At 65.5% G+C, this 23,526-nt stretch carries 19 protein-coding genes; 15 read left to right on the top strand and 4 right to left on the bottom strand.

Annotated features, from left to right (window positions below; genetic code table 11):
* The first annotated feature begins 469 nt into the window (after positions 1 to 469).
* Together E2484_RS15610 and E2484_RS15615 are read left to right on the top strand one after the other, a co-directional pair.
* A complete protein-coding gene (locus E2484_RS15610; protein ID WP_137286110.1) occupies positions 470 to 2,719 on the top strand; it encodes a HEPN domain-containing protein in 2,250 nt (749 codons plus the stop codon).
* Entirely contained in the window at positions 2,716 to 3,837 is a 1,122-nt protein-coding gene (locus E2484_RS15615; RefSeq protein ID WP_137286111.1) for a DUF1616 domain-containing protein, read from the top strand. The genes E2484_RS15610 and E2484_RS15615 overlap by 4 nt, the downstream gene beginning before the upstream one ends.
* A gap of 1 nt (position 3,838) precedes the next feature.
* Here E2484_RS15615 and E2484_RS15620 read toward each other — a convergent pair whose 3' ends face one another.
* Positions 3,839 to 4,705, bottom strand: coding sequence for a class I SAM-dependent methyltransferase (locus E2484_RS15620; RefSeq protein ID WP_137286112.1), 867 nt, complete (start codon positions 4,703 to 4,705; stop codon positions 3,839 to 3,841).
* Positions 4,706 to 4,805: 100 nt separating this feature from the next.
* Here E2484_RS15620 and neuB point away from each other — a divergent pair, with 100 nt between their 5' ends.
* From neuB to E2484_RS15640, 4 genes are all read left to right on the top strand, one after another.
* Positions 4,806 to 5,861, top strand: coding sequence for an N-acetylneuraminate synthase (neuB, locus tag E2484_RS15625; protein WP_137286113.1), 1,056 nt, complete (start codon positions 4,806 to 4,808; stop codon positions 5,859 to 5,861).
* 1 nt (position 5,862) lies between these two features.
* A complete protein-coding gene (locus tag E2484_RS15630; protein ID WP_137286114.1) occupies positions 5,863 to 6,540 on the top strand; it encodes a PIG-L deacetylase family protein in 678 nt (225 codons plus the stop codon).
* A complete protein-coding gene (gene neuC, locus E2484_RS15635) occupies positions 6,537 to 7,745 on the top strand; it encodes a UDP-N-acetylglucosamine 2-epimerase (RefSeq protein ID WP_137286115.1) in 1,209 nt (402 codons plus the stop codon). Before E2484_RS15630 ends, neuC begins: the two co-directional genes overlap by 4 nt.
* 629 nt (positions 7,746 to 8,374) lie before the next feature.
* Positions 8,375 to 10,297 carry a hypothetical protein gene (locus E2484_RS15640; RefSeq protein ID WP_137286116.1) on the top strand — a complete coding sequence of 641 codons (1,923 nt, stop codon included), beginning with the start codon at positions 8,375 to 8,377 and terminating at the stop codon, positions 10,295 to 10,297.
* On the opposite strand, the gene E2484_RS15645 is transcribed toward E2484_RS15640, so the two are convergent.
* Positions 10,263 to 11,558: a glycosyltransferase family 2 protein gene (locus E2484_RS15645; protein WP_137286117.1), complete on the bottom strand. Its 1,296-nt coding sequence runs from the start codon at positions 11,556 to 11,558 to the stop codon at positions 10,263 to 10,265. The two genes, E2484_RS15640 and E2484_RS15645, sit on opposite strands and share 35 nt — an antisense overlap.
* 348 nt (positions 11,559 to 11,906) lie before the next feature.
* Between E2484_RS15645 and E2484_RS15650 the strand changes: the two genes are divergently transcribed.
* The 9 genes from E2484_RS15650 to E2484_RS15695 all read left to right on the top strand — a co-directional run bounded on the left by E2484_RS15650 (position 11,907) and on the right by E2484_RS15695 (position 20,884).
* A complete protein-coding gene (locus E2484_RS15650) occupies positions 11,907 to 13,040 on the top strand; it encodes a DegT/DnrJ/EryC1/StrS family aminotransferase (RefSeq protein ID WP_137286118.1) in 1,134 nt (377 codons plus the stop codon).
* A 73-nt stretch (positions 13,041 to 13,113) separates the two neighbouring features.
* Positions 13,114 to 14,151, top strand: a complete 1,038-nt coding sequence (locus E2484_RS15655) for a polysaccharide biosynthesis protein (protein ID WP_137286119.1) — start codon at positions 13,114 to 13,116, stop codon at positions 14,149 to 14,151.
* Between the two features lie 2 nt (positions 14,152 to 14,153).
* Entirely contained in the window at positions 14,154 to 15,095 is a 942-nt protein-coding gene (locus E2484_RS15660; protein ID WP_137286120.1) for a polysaccharide deacetylase family protein, read from the top strand.
* A 249-nt stretch (positions 15,096 to 15,344) separates the two neighbouring features.
* Positions 15,345 to 16,349, top strand: coding sequence for a class I SAM-dependent methyltransferase (locus E2484_RS15665; RefSeq protein WP_137286121.1), 1,005 nt, complete (start codon positions 15,345 to 15,347; stop codon positions 16,347 to 16,349).
* A 67-nt stretch (positions 16,350 to 16,416) separates the two neighbouring features.
* A complete protein-coding gene (locus E2484_RS15670; RefSeq protein ID WP_137286122.1) occupies positions 16,417 to 17,193 on the top strand; it encodes an oxidoreductase in 777 nt (258 codons plus the stop codon).
* 491 nt (positions 17,194 to 17,684) lie between these two features.
* A complete protein-coding gene (locus tag E2484_RS15680; RefSeq protein ID WP_137286124.1) occupies positions 17,685 to 18,395 on the top strand; it encodes an acylneuraminate cytidylyltransferase family protein in 711 nt (236 codons plus the stop codon).
* Complete coding sequence (locus E2484_RS15685; protein ID WP_137286125.1) at positions 18,388 to 19,212, top strand: SDR family oxidoreductase; 825 nt, start codon at positions 18,388 to 18,390, stop codon at positions 19,210 to 19,212. The genes E2484_RS15680 and E2484_RS15685 overlap by 8 nt, the downstream gene beginning before the upstream one ends.
* Positions 19,206 to 20,141: a Gfo/Idh/MocA family protein gene (locus E2484_RS15690; RefSeq protein ID WP_170977378.1), complete on the top strand. Its 936-nt coding sequence runs from the start codon at positions 19,206 to 19,208 to the stop codon at positions 20,139 to 20,141. The genes E2484_RS15685 and E2484_RS15690 overlap by 7 nt, the downstream gene beginning before the upstream one ends.
* Complete coding sequence (locus tag E2484_RS15695) at positions 20,138 to 20,884, top strand: methionyl-tRNA formyltransferase (protein WP_137286127.1); 747 nt, start codon at positions 20,138 to 20,140, stop codon at positions 20,882 to 20,884. The genes E2484_RS15690 and E2484_RS15695 overlap by 4 nt, the downstream gene beginning before the upstream one ends.
* A gap of 72 nt (positions 20,885 to 20,956) precedes the next feature.
* On the opposite strand, the gene E2484_RS15700 is transcribed toward E2484_RS15695, so the two are convergent.
* Together E2484_RS15700 and E2484_RS15705 are read right to left on the bottom strand one after the other, a co-directional pair.
* Positions 20,957 to 22,015 (bottom strand): methionyl-tRNA formyltransferase, encoded by a 1,059-nt coding sequence (locus E2484_RS15700; RefSeq protein WP_137286128.1) that lies wholly within the window; start codon positions 22,013 to 22,015, stop codon positions 20,957 to 20,959.
* A gap of 163 nt (positions 22,016 to 22,178) precedes the next feature.
* Positions 22,179 to 23,243: a polysialyltransferase family glycosyltransferase gene (locus E2484_RS15705; protein WP_137286129.1), complete on the bottom strand. Its 1,065-nt coding sequence runs from the start codon at positions 23,241 to 23,243 to the stop codon at positions 22,179 to 22,181.
* Positions 23,244 to 23,526: the final 283 nt, after the last annotated feature.

Below are 23,526 nucleotides of genomic sequence, written 5' to 3' on the forward strand. Positions count from 1 at the left end.
CGTCCGTGAGTCTGTTTCCGAGTACTCGTCCGATTGCTGTGCAGTCCTGTGCGGACTGAGACTTCCGAGGTCACACCCGCTTGCTCGTGGCCGCACCGGTCGCATCGCGCCGCGATGCGCCGCGCACCGCTCGCGTGACCGAGCGGCCCCTTCCAGTCCCGCCCTGGTGGCTAGGGGTAGGCTTCCGAGTGCGTAAAGCACGGCCTACCTCGAAGAGGGAAATGAATACGTTTCGTAGAAGCGTATTTCTATTTGTTTAATATTCCTATATGTTTCCCCGCGGCCGAGTCGCTGACTGCCGAACCTCCGTTCGACCGACGACGGCCCGTCGGGAGAGTCGCTGCGGCGTCGAGACGTTCGCTCCGAACGGTCCGGGCGGGAGAAAAACAGTCATCTTCAAGAAAACGGTCGTAGTTTTTCTCACACCTACGTTCCGCTGGTCCGCACGGCGTCCGAGGAGAGTCTGCTCATGAGTGATCTGTTCCCGAGAGTCGGCGCGACAGAACGCCGTTTAGCGGTCGCTCTCCTCGTCGTGAGTCTCGTGACCGGGACTCTCGTAGCAGGTGACCCCGCTGCCGCCGGAAGCGTCGCGGACGCGAGGCAGACGTCGGGTATCCAAGCGGCGAATTCGGCCGAGGGCGTCGCAGGAGTGGGTCAGACGGGCGACGAGTCCCCGGCCAACGACTCGACGACTCGGCCCAACGACTCCCCGCCCGGGCAAGTGAACCCGGCGGAACTCGAAGAAGACGGCAGTCTCGGGAGCGTCGAAGCGTGGCTCGTGGACCAACTCGGTTCGCGCTTCGAGCGCAGTTCGGCCAACCTGAGCGAGGGACAGTACGACGCCGCGGCGGAGGCCATCGGCGAAGAGTATCGGGAGGAGTACGAGCGGTACGCCGACGTGGCCGACCGGATGGAAGACGGCCCGTCGAACACGACGGCCCTCGAACGCGCCCAACGCCGACAGCAGGCGTTTCTGACCGCGATGAAGAGATACGACCGGACGTACGACCGATACCGGGCGGCCCGCGATAACGGGAGCGACGCTCGCGCTCGCCGACTCGCCCGCCAACTCCGACGCTACTCCAACCGGGTCGAGCGCCGCAGTGACTCGCTCCTCGGTAGCCTCCGAGAGGCGGAGAACACGACCGACGCCAATCTCACCGAAAGCCGTCGCGTCGTCCGCAATCGCACGGCGAACGTCACCGCCCGCCAGCGCGAGGTCGAACGCGAGTCGTTCGTCGGAACCGAGTTGTCCGCGACCGCGACCGGCGACGACCGGACCGCGTCGTTCACCGACCCACTCGTCGTCGCCGGCCGACTTCGCGCTGCGAACGGGACGCCGCTGGCGAACCGGACCGCGACGTTCCGCGTCGGGAACGAAACCGCCACGGCGAACACGAACGCGACCGGCGGGTTCCGACTCGCGTACCGTCCCGCGTCGCTCCCGGCGAACGCGTCCGCGGTCACCGTACGCTACGTCCCCGATAACGACTCGGTTTACCGGACCTCGAACGCCTCGCTTCCGGTGACCGTCCGGCAAGTCGAACCGACCGTTCGCATCACCGACGCGCCCGACAGCGTCGCCTACAACCGAACCGTGCGAGTCCGAGGGAGCGTAACCGTCGAGGGAACCCCGGTCGCTGGCGTGCCTGTCCGACTAACCGCGAGCGACGAGTTCCTCGGGAACGCCACGACGGCCGGGAACGGTAGTTTCGTCCTCTCGGGTCGCTTCTCCGAGGCGGACGCCGGGAACCGGAGTTCGCTCAGGGTCTCGCTCGCACTCCGAGACGCGGCGCTGGCCGCCGAGAGCGCGACGACGACCGTCCCCGTCGAGCGCGTCGGCACGGCGGTGTCGCTGAACGCCTCGCGCAACGGCACGACGCTCCAGGTCGCCGGCAGACTCACGACCGAGGACGGAGAGCCACTGGGCGACCGGGCGGTCCACGTCCGAGTGGACGAAAACGCGGCGCTCGCGGTGGTCGAGACGAACGACGCCGGTCGCTACGACGCGACGATTTCGGTCCCGGAGTCGGCCCGGAAAGACGGCAACGTGACCGCGAGCGCGACATTCGACGGGAGTCGCGGTCTGACGCGAGCGCAGGCCACCGAGACGGTCGCGTTCCCCTCGCCCGGCGGTCCCGCCTCGCTCCTCGCGGACGCAGTCCACGCCGCCGCGACTGCGCCGTGGTGGGCACTCTTGCTCGTCGGGTCGGCAATCGCACTGGTCGCGTACGCCGCCGCCCGTCGATTCCGACCCGACCGCGACGAACCGGCGACGGGAGGCGGGCCTCTCGCGTCCGGAAACGGTAGCCGCGCGCACTCCGACGCCGACTCCGGCGGCGCGTCGCGAACGCTCCTCCTGTCGCTCGCCTGCCAGCAACTCGACCGCGACGACCCCGAGTCGGCCGTCGAAACGGTCTACGCCGCCGTTCGCCGACGACTCGTGGACCAGTTCGGGGCCGACCACTCTGTCACTCACGCCGAACTCTACGCCCTCTGCCGCGACGGCGGACTCCCGGACGACCGGCTCGACGCGCTCCGCCGCGTGACCCAGGCCTACGAGCGCGCCCGGTTCTCATCGCAGCGACTCTCGACCGAGACGGCGGAGACCGCTCTCCGCGCCGGGTCGCTGCTCGCCGAGGAGACCGGAACCGAAACTGGAACCGAGGCCGGAACCGGGACCGACGGCCCAGCGACCACGGAGGGTGCCGACCGATGATAGACGCGCGGACCCTCCGCCTGATGGTTCCCGGCCCGGTTCGACGCCTCCCCGCCGACCTCGCTGCCGTGCTGGCGCTCGACGCGGCGACCTGTCTCGCCGTCTTCCTGCCGGTCGTCTCGGAGACGCCGCTCCGCGTCGGTCTCGGACTGACGTTCGTGCTCTTGGCTCCCGGATACGCACTCACGGCCGCGTTGTTTCCCGAACGCGCCGGTTCGAGTCGCGACCACCACGACCGCGGGGAGCGAGACTACGGAGAGCGAGACCACGGCACGAGAAACGACCGAGACGAGGGCGTCTTCCGAAGACTTCGCCGCGGTGCCATCGGTGGCTGGGAACGCCTCGCGCTCTCGCTCGGCCTGAGTCTCGTGGTCGTCCCGCTGGTCGGCGTGGTGCTCAACTTCACGCCCGTCGGAATCCGACTCGTCCCGATAGTGGTCTCGGTCGGCGCGTTCACCGGCGCCGCGACCGTCCTCGCGGCGGTTCGCCGATGGAACCTCCCGCCGGAACGTCGGTTTCGCGTCCCCTACCGGGACTGGTACGCCACGGCGAAGACCGGACTGCTCGCGGCCGAGACGCCGACGGACCGGGCGCTGAACGTCGCGCTCGCGGTCTCGTTGGTACTGGCGCTCGGGAGCGTCGGGTACGCGATAACGTCACCCAAACCCGGCCAGCAGTACACCGAGTTCTACCTGCTCTCGGGGAGCGACGACCAACTGACCGCCGACGACTACCCGACCGAGTTCGACCGCGGAGAGGGCAAGCCACTGACCGTCGGCGTCACGAACCACGAGGGCGAGCGAACGAACTACACCGTCGTCGTGCAACTCCAGCGCGTCACTGACGGCGAGACCGGAAACGCCTCGGTCCTCGACCGGCGTGACCTCCATCGGTTCCGGGTCGTCCTCGGGCCGAACGAGACGTGGCGTCACGAACACACAGTCCGGCCGACGATGACCGGCCGAAATCTGCGACTCCAGTACCTGCTGTACCGCGGCGACCCGCCCGCTGAACCGAGCGTGGCGAGCGCGTACGAGGAGACCCACCTCTGGGTGAACGTCACTCGGTCGGGCGACGGGAATCGGTCACTCCCCGTGCCGGACGCCGCGAAGCGGTAGGTCAGTATCGGTCGGCGAGCGACGGTGAGTCGGGGTTCTCGGCGAACAGGACCTGATGGACGTTCATCGGCCAGACTTCGAGTGGGTCCCTGGTTCCCTCCTCGGTGAACGGCTCTTCGAAGACCTCGTGGCGCGCGACCGTCTCGAACCCGTACTCCGAGAGCGTCTCCGGCAGGTTCGGTCTCGGGTGGAGACCCTCGTACTCGTCCAGCAGGTCGCGGACGTACAGTCCTCGCGCGGTGACGCGACGCGCTTCGTCGAGGACGGACTCGAACGTCTCGTCGTCCAGCACCTCCAGCAGGCCAGCCATCAGCGCGTAGTCGAAGAAGTCGTCGCCGAAGTCCAGTCGCTCGGTCGCGTCGGCCCGCTCGAAGGTCAGCGTAATCTTCTCGTGCGGCGACTCGGTGAGTTTGCGAGCGTTCCGGACGCGCGACTCGTTCACGTCCACGCCGACGATTTCCATCGGCGCGCCGTCGTATCCGGCTTGGGTCCACCGGCCCGCGACGAACTCCGCGACTCGCTGAGTCACGTCGCCGTCTCCGCACCCGAGGTCGAGGATGCGGCAGGCGTCCGGGGACGCGAATCGACCCCACTCGACCGGCGGGTGGAACCACGCCTTCCGGCGCTTCAGGAACTCCCACTTCCGCCTGTCGATGGGTCGCTCCAGCTCCCGGTAGTAAGCCTGGGAGTCGGCGACGAACTCCGGAGACAGGTTCTCGTCGTGTTCCCGGTGGGCGCGACGGTGGCGGTCGTTGTCCCACCGGCGCTCCGCTCGCTCCTCCGAGTAGTCCTCGATGGCCGCTCGCGGATTCTCGACCAACCCCCACGTTTCGAGTTCGGCGAAGTCCTCCGTCGTCGGTATCCGCATGGCACTCGATTCGACCTTTCGACGCTTTTAGGTTCGGGCGGGTTCCGGGCCGCCGAGTACCGACAAAGAACCTATACGGAGGAACGTTGCTGTACTCTCCATGGATTCGTTTCGAGACGCGGTCCGGGACCCGGAGTCGGTGTACTTCGTGGCGGAGGCGGGGGTCAACCACAACGGGGACATCGAGATGGCCGAGCGACTCGTGGACGTGGCGGCCGAGAGCGATGCCGACGCGGTCAAGTTCCAGACGTTCGCCGCCGACAGACTCGTGACCGAGCAGGCACCGAAGGCCGACTATCAGGAGGAGACGACCGACGACCGCTCGCAGTACGAGATGCTGGAGAACTACGAACTCTCGCGGGCCGACCACGAACACCTACAGGCGTACTGCGACGAGCGGGAGATTACGTTCCTCTCGACGCCGTTCGACGCACGGAGCGCCGACCTGCTGGCCGACCTCGGCGTCCCGGTCGTCAAAATCGGCTCGGGCGAACTCGACAACGTACCCCTGCTCGAACACGTCGCCGAGTTCGGCACGCCGATGATAGTGAGTACGGGGATGGGGACGTTAGAGGAGGTGCGCGAGGCGTTCGAGGTGATTCGGTCGGCGAATCCGGACGTGGAACTCGTCTTCCTCCACTGCACGTCGGCGTACCCGACCGAGATGGGGGACGCGAACCTGCGAGCGATGCAGACGATGGACGACGAACTCCCGGTGCCGGTGGGGTACTCCGACCACACCACGGCCCCCGAGACGCCGGGCCTGGCGGTCGCCGCGGGCGCGACGGTCGTGGAGAAGCACTTCACGCTGAGCAACCGACTCCCCGGCCCGGACCACCGCGCGTCGCTGGAACCCGACGAACTCGACAGGGCGGTCTCGCTGGTTCGCGACGCCGCCACCGCGTTGGGAAGCCCCGAGAAGGTGCCGACCGAGGAGGAGCGCGAGAACCGGGCGGTCATCCGCAAGAGCCTCCACGCGACCGAGCGCGTCGAGGCGGGCGACGCGCTGTCCGAGGAGAACGTCGCCGTCACTCGTCCCGCCGACGGACTGGCCCCGACGAACTACGAGAGCGTTCTCGGTGGACGGGCCCGGGAGACGCTCGAACCCGGCGAGGCGATCACGGAGGATGCGGTAGACGGGGAGGTGGAGGAGTAGCATGGCGGAGAACCGTACCGTCCTCGCGGTCGCCGCCCACCCCGACGACGAGGTGCTGGGCGCTGGCGGGACGCTCTCGAAGCACGCCGACGCGGGCGACGAGGTCCACGTCCTCGTCGTGACCGAGGGCGCGACCCAGCAGTACGACGACGCATCGCTGGTCGAGCAGAAGCGCCGGGAGGCCGAGGCCTGCGCCCGGCGACTCGGCGTCGCGGAGGTCCACTTCGGCGACCTTCCCGACATGCGACTCGACGACGTTCCCCACGTCGAAGTCAACGCGGTAATCGAGGAGATGGTCGAGGAGTACCGACCCGAAGTCGTCTACACCCACTCCGACCGCGAGGTCAACGGCGACCACCGCGCGCTCTACGACTCGACGCTCGTGGCGACCCGGCCGGGGTCGGGCGTCGAGCGAGTGCTGACCTACGAGGTCCCGTCTTCGACCGACTGGACGGGCGGCGACCGACCGCAGTTCGCGCCGAACGTCTACGTGGACATCACCGACCACCTCGACGCGAAGGTCGAGGCGTTCGCCGAGTACGAGTCCGAGACCCGGGAGTTCCCGCACCCGCGCTCGGCCGAGAGCCTCCGGGCTCGCGCTCGGACGCGTGGAGCGGCCGCGGGCGTCGAGGCGGCCGAAGCGTTCGGTCTGGTCAGGGAGGTGCGCGAGTCGCTATGAGTGGGGAGGGAGACGGTCGGAACGGAGGCGACAGTCCGAGCGGAGACGCAGACGAGCGCGTCGTCTGCGTCGTCACGGGGACCCGGGCGGAGTACGGACTCCTCCGGTCTTCGATGGAGGCGATACGCGGGACAGAGGGTCTGGCGCTCCGGACCATCGCCACGGGGATGCACCTCTCGCCCGACCACGGCAACACGGTCGAGGAGATTCGAGCGGACGGCTTCGAAGTCACCGAGACGGTCCACATGCTGGTGGCCGGTGACACCGGCCTCTCGATGGCGAAGTCGCTGGGCATCGGCACCGAGGGAATCGCCGAGGCGCTGGGGAGCATCGACCCGGACGTCGTCCTCGTCCTCGGCGACCGCGACGAGGCGCTGGCGGGCGGTCTCGCGGCGGCGCACATGAACGTCCCGGTCGCGCACGTCCACGGCGGCGACTCGATGCACGGCGCGATAATCGACGACAGCATCAGGCACGCGCTGACGAAGTTCGCCCACCTCCACTTCCCGGTCTCGGAACTGAGCGCCGACCGAATCCGGAAACTCGGCGAGGAGGAGTGGCGAATCACCACGGTGGGCGCGCCGGGCCTCGACGCTGTTCTCGACGGCGAGTACGCCGACCCGGACGAGGTGGTCTCGAAGTACGACCTCGGCGGTTCCGAACCCCTCGCGCTCGTGGTCCAGCACCCCGTCACGACGGTCCCCGACGAGGCGGGCGACCAGATGCGGGCCACGCTGGAGGCCGTCACCGACGCGGGCGTTCGCCCGGTCGTCGTCTATCCGAACTCAGACGCCGGCGGGCGACAGATGATAGCCGTCGTGGACGAGTACGCCGCCGCGGGTCGGGTCGAGACGTTCAAAAGCCTCCCGCGCGCGGAGTACCTCGGTCTCCTGGCCGCCGCGGACGTGATGGTCGGCAACTCCAGCAGCGGCATCATCGAAGCGCCCTCGTTCGACCTGCCGGTCGTGGACGTGGGACCGCGCCAGGAGGGCCGCGAGCGCGCGGACAACACCCTCTCGGTGGCCCACGACCGCGCCGAAATCCGCGAGGCAATCGACCGCGCGCTCGAAGACGAGTCGGTCCGACGACGCGCCGCCGAGTGCGACAACCCCTACGACTACGGCGGGGCCGGTCGCCGAGTCGCCGAGCGACTGGCGTCGGTCGAACTCGGCGAGGACCTCCTCCGGAAGCGCCTGACGTACTGATTCGAAGCAAGACGGGAAGGTAAATGTGTTTTTAACACGTACATTCAGTTATTTTCCAATTGAGGATATTTCCTTCGGCAACGAAAGTTTGGCCAGAAAGCCGGCGCGGGAGGATAAAGGGGCCGCCCGGTCGCGCATCGCTTGGTCGTCTCAGCGACCCCTATCCGAGCGAGCGATGCGAGCGAGGATATGTCGCTGAGCGACCGCCGGAAGACGACCCGCGTCTTCCGAGGTCACGCGAGCGAAGCGAGTGTGACCGCGACCGGGCGGGGGCTTTCTAAGTGACCTCTCCGGCCGTACGCGTTGGAGAATCCAGTACGGAGAAGCTAGCTACTCCCGACGCCAAGGAGTCACCGCATAGCACCGCGACCGCGGACCTCACACCTCCCACTCTCCTGCGATGCTCGTCCCGCGCGCATGGGGCGACTTCAAACTACGAGGTCGCGCCAGCGCGCGCCCAGTAGATAAATAGGCCAGTGTGCGCCGGGTAACGTAGATACGTAGGTGAGTCCACGCGAACGGAAACCGCCCGAAACGACGCGACGAGCGTGGACAGTATATTTATCCCCGTCGTCGTCGAACGCTCTACGACGCAGAGAACGCGAGCGGAAAGTCGAGGGGGACACAGCGTGGAGGAACGAACGCTCAAGGGGGTTGCGATAGCCGCGTTGACGCTCGTCACCGTCTTAGCCCTGACTGCGTCGTCTTCGAGCGCCAGCGGGTACGAGATTTCCATCTACGCCGCTTATCCGTGGTGGTTCTGGGGCGGGATCGTCGCCACGTTCGTCCTCGGAACCGTCGTCGTCCTCGGTTCGACCGACGTGCCCCACCGAAGACGGTATCTCGCGTTGGGTGCCGGAATCATCCTGTTCGCCAACACGTTCCTGCTCTTCATGCCGGTGATACGGGGCTACGCCGTCTTCGGCGGCGGCGACATGTTCACCCATCTGGGTCGAGTCATCGAGATACTCGAAAACGGCCGCGTGAACGAGGGCAACTACTACCCAGGAATCCACATCCACGCGGTGATGGTGATGGAGGTCACGGGTCTCGACTACTACGCGGTCAAGAACGTCCTGGCACCCGTCTTCTCGGTGGCGTACTGGTTCGGTATCTTGGCGCTGGGCGTCCGAGTCACCGACGAACCGGCCGGGTTCCATTACCTCGTCCCGTTCGCGCTCCTCCCGATTTTCAAGCGGACCGAGGTGTACTTCGGCCCGAACATGCTGAGCTTTAGCCTCTACCCGCTCCTGCTGTACGCGCTGTTCAGCGTCCGACGGTCGCGGAATCGGTTCGTGGCGGTGGTCTCGCTCGTCTTCTGTTACTTCGTCTTCACCCATCCCGTCACGACGCTGCTCGGACTGTTCACCGTCGCGCTCGTGGCCGCCTCGAAACTCGCCACGTCTCGTCTGCGCGGCGACCGACTGCCGGTCAAGCAGTCGCTCTCGGTCGTCGCGATACCCGTCGCCGTCGGGGTCGTGTTCGTCTCGTGGTACTACTCGTTCCTGAAGATTCTGACGATGACGGTGAGCATGCTCGGGTCGCTGTTCCTGGGTATCGGCACGTCGCAACTGGGCGAGTACTCGAACGCGCTCCGGAGCGTCCCGCTCGAACCCGCGGACCTCCTCGAAGTCGTCGTCTTCCGGAAGGGGTTGGAAATCCTGCTCATGGTCGGCACCGTCGTCGTCGTCCTCTACCTGGCCTACCACGTCAGGTACGGCGAGCGGGAACTCCGGTGGCAGGACCTGTTCTGGGTCGCTGGTTTCGGACTCTTCTCCGTGCTGGCGGCGGCGTTCCTCGTCAAACCAATCATGCTGACGTGGACGCGACTCCTCAAGTTCGCCGAGTTCTTCGCCGTCCTCCTCGTGGCGACGGCGGCGTACGTATACGTCGGTGGCTCACGCCGGTCGTTCGGCACCCGGCACGTCGTCGTCGTCGGTGTCGTCCTCGTTCTCTTCAGTCTCGTCGTGTTCGGGGCCTACGACTCGCCGCTCCAGCGAGGGACGAACAGTCACGTCCCCGAGACCCGCCTCGACGGGATGGAGTGGTTCGTCGACCACCGCGACGACGACCGATTGGCGTACGGCTTCAGCCACCGCTGGGAACACGCGTTTCGGGGAGTCGCACCGAATCCCAGGGCGTACGCGGAACGCCCGATTCCAGAGCGATTCGGGTACCACAACGCCTCGACGTTCGCCACGCCGAACCACGCCGGAAGCTACCTGCTCGTGACCCAGCGCCTCGAAGAGTACTACCCGACGCTCCATCCGGAGTACCCCGAATACTGGAAGTACAGGCCGAGCGACTTCCGGCGACTCGACCGCGACGAGGGACTGGGGAAGGTGTACGCCAACGGCGGGATTCGCATCTACCGGGCGAGTTCCGAACCGGTGGGGACGCCGAGCGGAGACGACGCGACTGGGAATGCGACGGTAAACGCGACGGAGAGCGTGTCTGCGAACGTGCCCGAGAGTGCGACCGCAAGCGAGACCCGTCGAGAACCCGTCCGAGGTGGCCTCATCCGAGGTGGACCTCGATGGAGTGGAGGATGACCGCGGAGAAGCAGGCCAGTCCTCCCGCGAGGACGAAGAACACCGACGCTATCGCCAGTCCGACCGGGAAGTCCCCGGTTCGGAACAGGTTCGTGAGCGCCCAGTAGCCGAGTCCGAATCCGACGAACGTCGCCACGAATCCGGGCACGCCGATGAGCATGATGGGCCGCTCCTGCTCGATGAGTGTCAGGATGTTCCGAATCAGGACGACGCCGTGCGAGAGCGGATGCTGGCTGTTCGCGTTCTCCCCGTCGTAGGTGATTCGGGTTCCGACCTCCTCGACCGAGTAGTTCCGGTCGAGCGCGTGGTGGATGATGTCCGTGCTGGCGCTCATCTGGGTCCCGATGGAGCCGTCCTCGACGATACTCCGAATCGCGTCGGCGTCGTACGCCCGGAAGCCGCTCTGAGTGTCGTGTATCCACGAACCGCGGTGGAACGTCGCCAGTCCGAGGTTCGTCAACGTGTTGACCACGAAGAGACCGAATCGGCGGTAGAGCGGTACGTCGCTGTCGCCGAGGAACCGACTTCCGACGACGATTTCCGCACCGGTCTCGCGTTGGGTCTCTACCAACTTCGGTACGTCGGCGGGGTCGTGTTGTCCGTCGCCGTCGAGTATCACCAGATGCTCGACGCCGAGACGGTCGGCCTCGGCGAACGCGGTCTGGAGCGCCCCACCGTACCCCCGATTGCGCGGATGCGCGACGACGGTCGCACCCGCCTCTTCGGCGCGCGCTGCCGTGTCGTCGTCGCTCCCGTCGTCCACGACGACCACGCGGTCGGCGAACTGTCTCGCTTCGGATACCACTTCACCGATAGTGTCCGCCTCGTTGTACGCCGGAATAGCGACCAGCACCTCGGTCTGTGCCCCTCGGTCCTCCGACGACCCGATGGCGGCCGACACCACGTACTCCTCGGAGTTCTCGAACTCGTAGACGGTCCTGGAGTAGTCGATCGGTTCGGACGGCGCGTCGTGCCATATCAGCCCACAGAATCCGTACGTCTTGGCGGCTTTCACGAGCGTCATCTGGGTCTCCTCCGTCGACTCGGACGTGTCGAGGACGAGCGCCCCGGCCCGGTCGGCTATCTGGAGCGCTTCCGGGGACGCGACCCCGTCGTGGCTGACGAGGACGGGATAGTCCCGTATCTTCGCGCGAAGAGTCGTGCGGGCGACGTCGCCGGGCGTCGCTCTGGTCGCGTCGATAGCGACGGTCGGTTTCTGGGTATCCTCGATAGATACCGGTTGCTCCTCTAAATTCTTCATGCGTGTCGTTTCCCACCCCCTCGACTCCTGCACGTGTTACATCATGAGGTACTTAGTTACGCGCTTCGTAGAACGGCCCCTACAGACGCTATTACGGACGATTAGCCCAGGGTAAGCCGTAACGTCGATTACCGTCGCGTGGAGCATCGATATTCGCCCGTTGAATCGACCCGAGATGGCGAGACCGCTTAGACCGAAACCACCGTATCTGAAACCGGCGACGGCGGTAACGAGTCGTTTCGACACGTCGGCCGTTCGAGCCCCGCACCGAATCGACCAGTCGCGGACCGGGAGCGAACCGACCGCGACAAAGCCTAAGCCCCCGGTCGTCGAACAGCGTTCGAGGCGATGACAGACGAAATACCGCTCTTCGAGATTCCGTGGGACGACGGCGAGGTCACGAACGCCGTCGACTCTATCTGTCGCGGGGGGTACTGGGCCAAGGGACCGTACGTCTCGGAGTTCGAGGACCGAATCGAGGAGTATCTCGGCGTCGAGCACGCGATTACCGTCAACTCCGGGACGACGGCCCTCGAAAGCGCGCTGGTCGCGCACGGCGTCGGCCCGGGCGACGAGGTAATCGTTCCCTCGTTCACGTTCATCGCCACCGCCAACGTGGTAGAGTTGGTCGGGGCGACGCCCGTGTTCGCCGACATCGAGCGCGACACTTACGGACTCGACCCCGACGCCGTTCGCGACGCCCTCTCCCCCTCGACCGCCGCCGTCCTGCCGGTGCATCCCTACGGGGCCGCCTGCAAAATCCACCGAATCGTGGACGTCGCCCGAGAACACGACGTCGCCGTGGTCGAGGACGCCGCGGAGGCGCTCGGTGCGGACGCCGACGGCCGGATGGTCGGCACGTTCGGCGACAGCGCGGCGCTGAGCTTCTGCCAGAACAAAATCGTCGCGACCGGCGAGGGCGGTGCCGTCGTGACCGACGACGACGAGGTGGCGGAGAAGATCCGGCTGTATCGGTCTCACGGGCGCGTCTCCGAGGGCTACTTCGACTCGGCAGACAGCGGTCGGTACGTCTCCGTGGGGACGAACTACCGAATGCCGGACGTGGTCGCGGCCATCGGGTGCGCCCAACTCGACAAAATCGACCGTCTCGTCGGCGGGCGGCGACGCGCCGCCGACCGACTGACCGACGGGTTAGAGAGCGTCGAGGGCGTCGAACCGCACGCAGGCGACGGCTCCGGTCGGCACGTCCACCAACTCTACACCGTGACACTCGACGAGTCGCTCGACCGAGACCGGATTATCGAGACGTTAGCGTCGGAGAACGTCGCGTCGAAAGTGTACTGGGACCCGCCGGTCCACCTGACCGAGTACTATCGAGAACGGCGTCCGGTAGAAGGCGACCTGCCCGTCACCGAAGACGTCTCGTCGCGGGTTCTCTCGCTTCCGATGCATCCCGAACTCTCCCGGGACCAGACCGACCGCATCGTTTCGACCGTTCGAGAGGCGGTCAGCGGAGCGTAAACGTACGAATCGTCCGCCAATTATTCAAACCGTCCCGACAATTTATTAGCTATTCTGTGGTACAGCGGTCGGGATGACGGACTTAGAGAACAAACAGGTGCTCGTAACCGGGGGGTGCGGGTCGATTGGCTCCGAGTTGGTCGAGCGACTGCTCGACTACGAGGAGCCGTCGGTTATTCGCGTCTTCGACAACGACGAAGCGGGGCTGTTCGACATGAAGACGCGGCTCTCCTCTCCGGAGCGACTACGGTTCCTTCTCGGGAACATCCGTGACCGGAACCGGTTGGAGATGGCGATGGAGGACATCGACGTGGTGTTTCACGCGGCCGCACTCAAGCACGTGGGGTTGAACGAGTACAATCCGTTCGAAACCGTCCAGACGAACGCGTTAGGGACCCAGAACCTCATTCGCGCCGCGATGGAGGAGAACGTCGACGCCTTCATCACGATAAGCACCGACAAGGCGTCGAACCCGACTTCGGTGATGGGCGCGACGAAACTCCTCTCCGAGCGGTTGACCATCGCCGCGAACACGTACAAGGGCGAGCAGGACACCAAGTTCGGTTGCGTCCGGTTCGGAAACGTCTTCGGGTCGAGCGGGTCGGTCGTCCCCGTGTTCCTCGACCAGATCAGGGACGGCGGGCCGATAACCGTCACCAACCAGGAGATGACGCGGTTCATCATGCCCATCGAGGAAGCGACCGATCTGGTCTTCGACGCCTACCGGCGTCTGGAAGGCGGCGAGACGTTCGTCCTCAAGATGCCGGTGTTCGCTCTGATGGACCTCGCCGAAGCGATGCGGACCGAGTACGCTCCGCAGTTCGGCTACGACCCGTCGGAAATCGAGATTCACAAGACCGGGAAGCGACCCGGCGAGCGAATCCACGAGAAGTTGATATCCAAAGACGAGATTCAGCAGACGATAGAACTCGAAGACATGTTCGTCATCACGCCACTCATCGAAGACTGCGGGTACGAACCGCTCGACTACGAGAGTCGAAACTCCCTCGATTCGGAGTACACCTCGGCCGACGTCGACCCGCTCTCGAAGTCCGAAATCATCGCCATGATAGAGAACACGTCGGCCTACGAGACGATGGTGAACGGCTGACGATGCGAGTCGTCACGTATCACTACGTTCGGCCGTCGCCCGACAGACCGCCGCACGGCTACTATCACCTCGCCCTCGACGATTTCCGGCGGCAGTTGGACCACCTCGAAGCCGAGTACGACCTCCTCGACCGGGAGTCGTTCCTCGACTGCGTGACCGGGAACCGAGTACCGCCGGCGGACGCGGCGGTTCTCACCTTCGACGACGGACTGGTCGACCACTACGAGTGGGTCCTACCGGAACTGGCGTCTCGGGACCTGTTCGGCGTGTTCTTCGTCCCGACCGGCCCGCTGGTCGGCGAGGGCGTCCTGCCGGTCCATCGCGTCCACTCGCTCGCCGGTCGGCACAGCGCGACCGAACTCCGCGACGCGCTGTTCGACGTACTCGCCCGATACGAGTTCGCCGAATCTGACGCGGGAACGGCCGACGACCCCTACGAGGGGCGCCAGACCGACGACGCGCTGACGACGTTCAAACGCGTCCTCAACTTCGTGGTGCCGTACGACCGACTCGGCGACGTACTCGGCGACGTCGAATCGCGTTTCGAGACCGGTCCCAGCGCCGACGAGTACTACCTCTCGCCCGAGCAGGTCCGCGAACTCCACGACGCCGGAATGGTGGTAGGTGCCCACTCGGTCAATCACCCCGTCCTCTCGCGGCTTTCCTCGGCACAACAGCGCGAGGAGATAACCGACTCGTTCGAGTCGCTCGCCGAGTGGGTCGGCGACCTCCCGGCGAAACTGTTCGCGTATCCGTACGGGACCGACCAGACGTTCTCGGCCGAGACGAAGCGCCTCCTCGAAGCGGCCGACTGTGACGCGGCGTTCACGATGATTTCGGCTCGCGCGACTCCGGGGCGATTTCGGAACTCGCGGTTGGCCCTCCCGCGAATGGACTGCAACGAGTTCCCCCACGGAGGAGCGACCTTCGACCTCGAGGCGTGACCCCTGAGCGGGAATTACTGTAAAGTAAATTTCAATTGGCTGTCAAGTATAAGTAGGTCGATGGTGTGACTCTGAGGTGGATCGTATGCGAAATTCGAGTGCCAGTACACGAACTGACAGTAACTCAAGGAGGAACGAAACCAGTGAATCCAGAATTATCACTCGGAAAGGACGAATTAGAGTCGGCCGGCAGGTGTCCGACGACGGGACCGAACCGTGTCGATTCCCGGTCCACGAAGGGGACAGAGTATGAAGACGTACCACGGAAAGCCGGTCGACCCGCGGGAGTTCAAGCATCGGGACCTATCGAACTTGCAGGAACGCGTCGAGGAGAAGCGCCAGCAGGCCCGGAAGTTTCTCGACAGGGCAGACGTAGACGTAGACGAGTGCTACGTCTGTGGCTCTACCGAGGCCGAAATCGTGCGCGAGATGTTCGGCTACGAGTACGCCCAGTGCGAGAACTGCTCGCACGTCTACCAGACTCAGCGACTCCCCGACGACGTACTCAGCGAGTACTACGAGACCGACTCCGAATTCGCGAGCATATACACCGACGAGGAACAGATAGAGTACCGGTTGGAGAACATCACGAAGCCGAAAATCGACTTCGTGGTGGACCACGTCGACGCCGACGACGGCCGATGGCTCGACGTGGGGTGCGGAGTCGGCGCGTCCATCAAGTACCTCGAATCGGAAGGGTGGGACGCCGTCGGACTCGAAGTCAGCGACCAGTGCGTCGAAGTCGCGCGCGACACGCTCGGCGTCGAACTCGAACAGCGACCCATCGACGAGTACGCCGAGCGGAACCCCGACGAGACGTTCGACGTGGTGACGTTCTTCGGGTACCTCGAAATGATTCCCCACTCGATGCGCGACCTTCGGTTGGCCCACGAGATGCTCGAACCGGACGGACACGTCGGACTCGGCGTGATGAACGCCGAGTCGATGTCCTCGATGGTCCACCGAGCGATTCCGGACCGCGCGCTCCGCCACTCGATTCCGCCGATAGGTGTCCAGCAGTTCACGAGGGAGTCGGTCGAGGCGGCGTTCGACCGCACGGGGTTCTCGGCCGAGGCGGCGTGGTTCTTCGGACTCGACTTCTACGAACTGCTCACGCAACTCTGTCTGGAAATCGAGGAGTTCCAGCACTCCGACCTCTACTCGTACCTCATGGACAACCTCAACGAGTTCCAGCAGGTCGTGGACGACGACGCCGAGAGCGACTACATGGTGTTCGTCGGCGACAGACAGTGAGTCGGACGGCGTAACTCGGGACCCCTTCGCCCGAACCGTTTTCCCGGAGTACGGTGAGAACCGACGTATGGGGGGAGTTTTCGACCTGTCGGACAGCATCGCAGTCGTCGCGGGGGGAGCGGGACTCATCGGCACCGCACTCTGCGAGGGACTCGCCGACCACGGCGCGACCGTCGTCGTCGCCGACGCGGCGGCCGAGCGCGGCGAGGAGATAGCCGACGAACTCGGAGACCACGCGGAGTTTCTCCGCGTGGACGTCACCGACGAGGACTCGGTGGTCGAGATGGTCGAGACGGTCCTCGACCGTCACGGCCGAATCGACGCGTTCGTCAACTGCTCGTACCCGCGAAACGAGAACTACGGCCAGCGGTACGAGGACGTGACCGCCGACGACTGGCGCGAGAACATCGACCTCCACCTCAACAGCTACTTCGTGGCCGCCCACGCCGTCTCGCGGGCGATGATGGACCAGAACGACGGCGGAAGCATCGTGAACTTCGGTTCGACCTACGGGATACAGGCCCCGGACTTCTCGGTGTACGAGGGGACCGAGATGACCAGTCCCGTCGAGTACGCCGCGATCAAAGGCGGAGTTCTGAACCTGACTCGCTACATGGCGTCGTACCTCGGCGAGTACGGCGTCCGAGTGAACTCCATCAGTCCGGGCGGCGTGTTCGACGACCAGCACCCCGAGTTCGTGGACCGCTACGAGGAGCGCACGCCGCTTGGCCGGATGGCGACCCCCGAGGACTTCGAGGGGGCCGTCGTCTATCTCGCGTCCGACGCCTCTGGGTACGTCACCGGGCACAATCTCGTCGTGGACGGCGGGTGGACGATTTGCTGACGACTGAGAAGTGGAATTACAGATATTTTCTAAACATAATTATTTATTTGTCTAGTGTTTCCATATATACCTATTACCACGAGATGTGATGTTTAGGGACACCACGGAAGACCGACCAACCCCGTTGGAGCAGATTGACACAACCGACGGAGGGACTGAAAGGGGCCGTCCGTTCGCGCGCCGCTCGGTCGCTTGCTAGACCACTATCCGCCTCGGGCGGTGCGGAGAGAGGCGGATACGTCGTGCAACGACCGCGAGCGGACGGGGGCTTTCTACCGAATCCCCTCACTGTTTTTGGCGGAGATTCTCACAGTAATTTCGTTTTTAGCGAGGGGACGAGAACGTCCGAAACGTCGGCTATCGTAACCCGTCCGTCAACGCTGAGGAAACCGGCCGAGAGTTCCCACAACCGTCCGATTTCCCACTGATACCTCCGTCAGACCAGCCTGAACAATTATACGAGACGCTACTGAAGACGTATCGGGGGTCAGATGATAGACGACAAGCGGGTAGTCGCCGCAGTCCCCGCACGTGGGGGAAGTACGACAGTACCGAACAAGAACCTCCGGTTGCTGGCGGGCAAACCGCTGGTCGCGTGGCCGATAGACGTGGCGGCGGAGACGCCCGAAATCGACCGGACGATAGTGACGACCGACGACGACGAGATCGCCTCGACGGCCCGCGACTGGGGGGCAGAAGTCGTGACGCGGCCCGACTCGCTGGCCGAGGACGACTCGCTGGTGGTCGACGCGCTCCGCCATCTAGTCGGCGAACTCCGCGAAGAGGGCGAGGACGCCGAGTATCTCGTCATGCTCGAACCGACGTGTCCGCTCCGGACGAGCGACGACGTGCGAAACTGTCTGGAACTCCTCGCGGACCCGGCGGCCGACTACGACTCGGTGGCGACGTTCACCGAGGCGGACCCGAGTCCCCACCGACTCTGGGACATCCGCGACGGGTCGCCGGAACCGTTCGTCGAGGGGGCCGACCCGTGGCTCCCGCGACAGGAGCAACCGGACGGCTACGAACTCACCGGCGCGGTCTACGCCTTCGAAATCGACCGCCTCCCGCCGGACGGGACCTCGCTGCTGTTCGGCGAGGCGGGCGCGGTCACGATGGACCGAGAGCGCGCGGTGGACATCGACACGGAGTTCGATTTCCAACTCGCGGAACTCCTGATCGAGGAGGGCATTCATGAGTGAATCCGAGGACCGAACCGTTTGGGACCTGTTCGACATGACCGGACGAGTCGCAGTCGTGACGGGCGGCCCGGGGAAACTCGGCTCGCAGATGTGCGACGCGCTGGCCGAGGCGGGCGCGAACGTCGTCGTCGCCTCCCGAACGTACGAGGACTGCCGGGAGAAGGCCGACGAACTCTCGGAGCGCCACAACGAGGCGATGGCGGTGTCGGTGGACGTGACCGACGAGGACGCCGTCGAGGAGATGGTCGAGCGAGTCGTGGACCGGTTCGGCAAGATAGACGTGCTCGTCAACAACGCGTACAACGCCAGCGGCTACGGCGTCCCGTTCGAGGAGTTGACCAGAGACGAGTGGGCCGAGACGCTCGAAGGCGTCCTGACTCAGACGTTCTTCTGCTCGCAGGCGGCGCTCCCGGCCATCCGCGAGAGCGACGCCGGGACGATAATCAACATCGGGAGCCACTACGGCGTCGTCGCGCCGGACCACCGCGTCTACGGCGACAGCGACATCAACAACCCGCCGACCTACGGGTCTGCGAAGGCGGGCGTCATCCAGTTCAGTCGATGGCTCGCGTCGTATCTCGCCAGCGAGGGCATCCGAGTCAACTCCATCAGCCCCGGCGGATTCTACAGCGAGGAGATGGAGGACGTGGAGGACTACGAGGACGTGTTCGTCCCGAACTACGAGCACCGGACCCCGCTCGGTCGGATGGGTGACGACACCGACATGAAGGGCATCGTGGTCTACCTCGCCTCCGACGCCAGCAAGTGGATGACCGGCCAGAACGTCGTCCTCGACGGGGGGTGGACGGTGTGGTAGAGCGCCTCGACCTCGGCGTCGTCGGCGTCAGCGAGGGTAACGGACACCCCTACTCGTTCGCGTCGATAGTCAACGGCTACTCCGACGAGGGGTTCGCGCGAACCGAGTGGGACGTGATCCACGACTATCTCCGGGAGAAAGACCCCTCGGAGTTCGGCTTCCCGGGCGTGGGCGTCACCCACGCGTGGACTCAAGACGAGGCCGAGACCGAGCGACTCTGCGAGGCGGCCCGAATTCCGAACGCCGCGAAGGACCTCGAATCGCTCGGTGACGCGGTAGACGCAGTAATCATCGCGCGCGACGACTACGAGACCCACGCCGAGATGGCCCTCCCATTTCTGGAGGACGGAACGCCGGTCTTCCTCGACAAACCGCTGACGATGGACCGGTCGGAGTTGGCGGAGTTCCGGCCCTACCTCGAACGCGGGCAACTGATGTCCTGCTCCGGCATGCGCTACGCGCAGTCCCTCGACGTGCCGCGGGCCCACACCGACCGGTTCGGCGACGTCGAACTCGTCCGGGGCACCGTCATCAAGAACTGGCCGAAGTACGGCGCACACATGCTCGACGCCATCTTCGGCGTCCTGGACCAGCGCCCGGTCGCGGTCGAGACGGCCGACGCCGACCACACCTCGGCCGCGATTCGGATGGACGGCGGCACGCTCGTGCAGGTCGATACGCTCGGCGACGTGCCGATGACGTTCTCGGTGGACGTCTACGGCACCGAGCGGACGGGTCGCTACGACCTCCGGGACAACTTCACGGCGTTTCGGCGGACGCTGTGGCGGTTCGTGGAGACGGTCCGGACGGGCGAACCGGTGCTCGACCCCGAGGAGACGCTGGACGTAATCCGCACCCTCGTCGCGGGGCACATCGCCGACGAGGAGGACAGGCAGGTCTCACTCGACGAACTGGGTCACGAATCATGAGCGAGGACGCGCCAGCGACCGACTCGGACGTCACGGAGGTCGTCTTCCTCGGCACGAACAACGTCGGCCGGAGGGTGTACGACTGGCTCTGCGACCGCGACTCGGTGGCCGTCCGAGCGATGCTGACCGAGGCCGACCAGTTGTCGCTCGTCGCCGACCTCGACCCCGAACTCGTGGTCGCGGTCGGTTTCCGCCACATCGTTCCGCCCGAGATTTTGGCGGTTCCCGACCGAGGGTGTCTCAACCTCCATCCGGGCCTGCTCCCGCAGACGCGGGGGTTCAACCCGAACGTCTGGAGCATCGTGGAGGGCCACCCCGCCGGGGCGACGCTCCACTACATGGACGACGGCGTGGACACCGGCGACGTAATCGCCCGGAAGCGGGTGGAGAAACGCTTCGACGACACGGGGCGAGACCTCTACGAGCGCCTCGAACGGGCCTGCTTCGAACTGTTCACGGAGACGTGGCCCGACGTCGAGGCCGGAACGGTCGAAGCGGAACCGCAGGACGACACCGAGGCGACGACTCACAGGAAGAGCGACTTCGCCGACCTCTGCGAACTCGACCCGGACGACGAGTACACCGTGAAGGAACTCCTCGACGTCCTCCGGGCGCTCACGTTTCCGCCGTTCGACAACGCTCGCGTCGAGGTGGACGGCGAGACGTACTTCGTGGACGTGGACGTTCGCCACGAGGACGACGCCGACGAGGACGCCGAGTTCGGAACGCTGTCGTCGTACTGACCGTCGCGCGGGCCGAGCGTTGTGCGCTCGGCCCGCGCTGACTCGCCGACGACGGTCCGTTTCCTACGACGGTCAGTTTCGGTTCGACAGTCGGTCCCGGGCGTTCTCGAAGGAGTCGCCGACTTCGACGTCGAATCGCTCGACCAGTTCGCCCGCCGGAATCTCGTCGCCGTCCTCGACCTGCAGGCGGGTGAGTTCGACGATTCCCTCCCACGCGCCGACGCCGAGGGCGTCGCCGTCCCGGTAGCTAATCTCGCCCGGCGTGCAGAAGGCCGACTCGTCGCTCGGCGGATTAGCGGCCCAGATGGTGACCCGGCGGTCGTCCACGAACGAGAACGCGCCGGGATAGGGGTGGCTCTGGCCGCGAATCCAGTCGTACACCTCTCCGGGCGGTCGGGTCCAGTCCACGAGTCCGTGGTCCGGGGTGCGCTTGGGCCACCACGTCGCCGCGTCGTCGTCCTGCGGCGTTCGGGGGACCTCCCCGTCCTCGAACCGGGGGTAGTGGGTCCGAATCAGTTCACGCCCGGCCTCGACCACCTTCTCGTAGAGCGACGCCGCGTCGTCATCGCGTTCGACGTCGATGGGACGCTGGCCGACCAAATCGCCGGCGTCGGCCTCTTCGACCAGATGGAAGAAGGAGAGCGCGGTCCGGTCGAGGCCCTTGATGAGACTCCACGCGATGGGCGCGCGGCCCCGCCCGCGAGGTAGCGGGGCCGGGTGCATCCCGAGCGCGGCCACGTTCGGGATATCGAGGACCTCGCGTTTCACGAGACGCGACCACCCGACGACGAACAGCAGGTCCGGGTCGTAGTCCGAGATCTGGTCCCGAACCGGGTCGGCGTTGACGGATTCGGTCTCGTGGAGCGGTACGTCGCGTTCGGCCGCGAACGCCTCCAGGTCGGTCTGGTCGGCGATGTCCTCGCGCTTGGGCCGAGTGAAGATACCGCGCAGGTCGGCGTCCAGCGCGTCGAGTTCCTCCAGGCAGGCCCGCCCGAGGTCGTTGTGCGTCACGAAGACGATTCGCATGTCAACGGCGACGACGCCGAACCGCTTGAATATCGGGGGCGACGACTTCTCACTCGCGTCGGAACTGGAGGTGAACGCGAAGTCGTGACGTTTCGGTTCCGCCACGGTGATTCGGTCGGAATAAATCGATACGCTCGACGGTTCTAAATACGGTCGTAGAAAAGGGAATTCTTCGTTTAGCTCCTACGTGTATTGCCGAGAGTATCGAACACGTTTCCCTCCTGGCGACCACGACTGCCGGAGGTCCCGCCATCGCCGGAGCGTTCCGTCACCGTCGAATCGGGACCTGGGCCACTTCGGAGCGACTTTCGGGGACGTGGATGCCGAGACGCTCGAACACGTCGGGGAGTTCGCGGTTCGACTGCTGGAGGACCTCCGTCAGCGAGACGACGGTGGCGTCGTCCAGTAGCCACCGCGCCGTCAACAGCGCCGTGGACATCCCGCCGACGACGAAGTCGAGCGTCGGGTCGGCGACGTAGAGAACCTCGGCTGAGACGCCGCGAGAGAGGACCTCGACGTCGTCTCGGTCGAACTCGAAGGCCTTCTGTTTCTCTCGCGGGTGGTACTTCAGGCCGACGCGGAACCCCCGTTCGGTGAGGCGGTCCACGAGCGTTTCGAGGAGTTCGACGTAGTTCGAGATGTCGCCAACGTAGTTGGAATGGGTGACGAAGACGAGCGCGTCCAGTCGGTCCAGCGTCTCGTCGACGCCGCTTTGCTCGACGTACCGCCGGAACCAGTCGGCGTCGGCGAGCACGAGGACCGACTCTCGCGGTATCGGAACGACGGGATTCGCTCGCACCTCCGGCAGGGCGTGGTCGGGGAAGACGAGTCGAACCTCGTCTATCCAGTCGGTCGTCCCGAGAAGCCGCGGGTTTCTGCGCCACGGGCCGTAGAACAGTTTCGCCTTGAGATAGCCGAGGCGGGTCCACTCGTCTGCTGGCGGGAACCGAGCGTAGGCGGCGGTGCCGTCCTCGACGTAGATGCGGCGCACGTCGTCGCCCAGAGCGTCGAAGGCGGCCTGCGATTCGGGGCGGTGGTCGTTGAACGTGTAGAGTTCGTCGGGTCGCTCGCAGTTCACGTACCGCCGGACTCGCAGGCTGTTGACCTTCTTGCGGAGTTCGCCACGCCGACCCGTGGTGTCCAGCGTCCCCGGTATAGAGTAGACGTGGTCGAACGGCGGGTCTTCGTCGAGTTCGAGCGAGCGCAAGAGCTCCGCCATGTCCGAGTCGAGGACGCTCACCAGATGTCGCTCCCGGTCCTCCTCGGCCGACGCCGCGAGCGTGCTGGCGAGGAGAACGTGATACGGCGTGTGGGCGATGTATAGCGATTTCATCCGAAGCGCTCCGGGAGCGGTCGAACGTCGCTTCGGTACTCTGAGAGCATGTAACAGCAGACTGTAGTCTCGTACAATAGATTAACGGCGGGAGCGCCGCTGCGAACGGAGGGAAACGAACGCGTCACGCGGACGGGGCGAGGTAATTTCCGACCGTTCTGGTTGTCAACTTACCAAGAGCTATTTGAGCGTTCGGACCGTCGTCCCGTCGGAGCCGAACATGAGAGTCCCAACAGCCCCAGAGAGGTACGACGTCCGCTCCTGGGCCGTAGCCGAGACCGAC

The sequence above is a fragment of the Halorussus salinisoli genome (assembly GCA_005239435.1).
Classification (GTDB): domain Archaea; phylum Halobacteriota; class Halobacteria; order Halobacteriales; family Haladaptataceae; genus Halorussus; species Halorussus salinisoli.

Coding starts and splice junctions, on each gene's coding strand:
- E2484_RS15680 (WP_137286124.1), top strand. CDS start 17,685: ATGATAGACGACAAGCGGGTAGTCGCCGCAGTCCCCGCACGTGGGGGA.
- E2484_RS15615 (WP_137286111.1), top strand. CDS start 2,716: ATGATAGACGCGCGGACCCTCCGCCTGATGGTTCCCGGCCCGGTTCGA.
- E2484_RS15695 (WP_137286127.1), top strand. CDS start 20,138: ATGAGCGAGGACGCGCCAGCGACCGACTCGGACGTCACGGAGGTCGTC.
- E2484_RS15610 (WP_137286110.1), top strand. CDS start 470: ATGAGTGATCTGTTCCCGAGAGTCGGCGCGACAGAACGCCGTTTAGCG.
- E2484_RS15655 (WP_137286119.1), top strand. CDS start 13,114: ATGACGGACTTAGAGAACAAACAGGTGCTCGTAACCGGGGGGTGCGGG.
- E2484_RS15670 (WP_137286122.1), top strand. CDS start 16,417: ATGGGGGGAGTTTTCGACCTGTCGGACAGCATCGCAGTCGTCGCGGGG.
- E2484_RS15650 (WP_137286118.1), top strand. CDS start 11,907: ATGACAGACGAAATACCGCTCTTCGAGATTCCGTGGGACGACGGCGAG.
- E2484_RS15665 (WP_137286121.1), top strand. CDS start 15,345: ATGAAGACGTACCACGGAAAGCCGGTCGACCCGCGGGAGTTCAAGCAT.
- E2484_RS15660 (WP_137286120.1), top strand. CDS start 14,154: ATGCGAGTCGTCACGTATCACTACGTTCGGCCGTCGCCCGACAGACCG.
- E2484_RS15645 (WP_137286117.1), bottom strand. CDS start 11,558: ATGAAGAATTTAGAGGAGCAACCGGTATCTATCGAGGATACCCAGAAA.
- neuC (WP_137286115.1), top strand. CDS start 6,537: ATGAGTGGGGAGGGAGACGGTCGGAACGGAGGCGACAGTCCGAGCGGA.
- E2484_RS15705 (WP_137286129.1), bottom strand. CDS start 23,243: ATGAAATCGCTATACATCGCCCACACGCCGTATCACGTTCTCCTCGCC.
- E2484_RS15620 (WP_137286112.1), bottom strand. CDS start 4,705: ATGCGGATACCGACGACGGAGGACTTCGCCGAACTCGAAACGTGGGGG.
- neuB (WP_137286113.1), top strand. CDS start 4,806: ATGGATTCGTTTCGAGACGCGGTCCGGGACCCGGAGTCGGTGTACTTC.
- E2484_RS15630 (WP_137286114.1), top strand. CDS start 5,863: ATGGCGGAGAACCGTACCGTCCTCGCGGTCGCCGCCCACCCCGACGAC.
- E2484_RS15685 (WP_137286125.1), top strand. CDS start 18,388: ATGAGTGAATCCGAGGACCGAACCGTTTGGGACCTGTTCGACATGACC.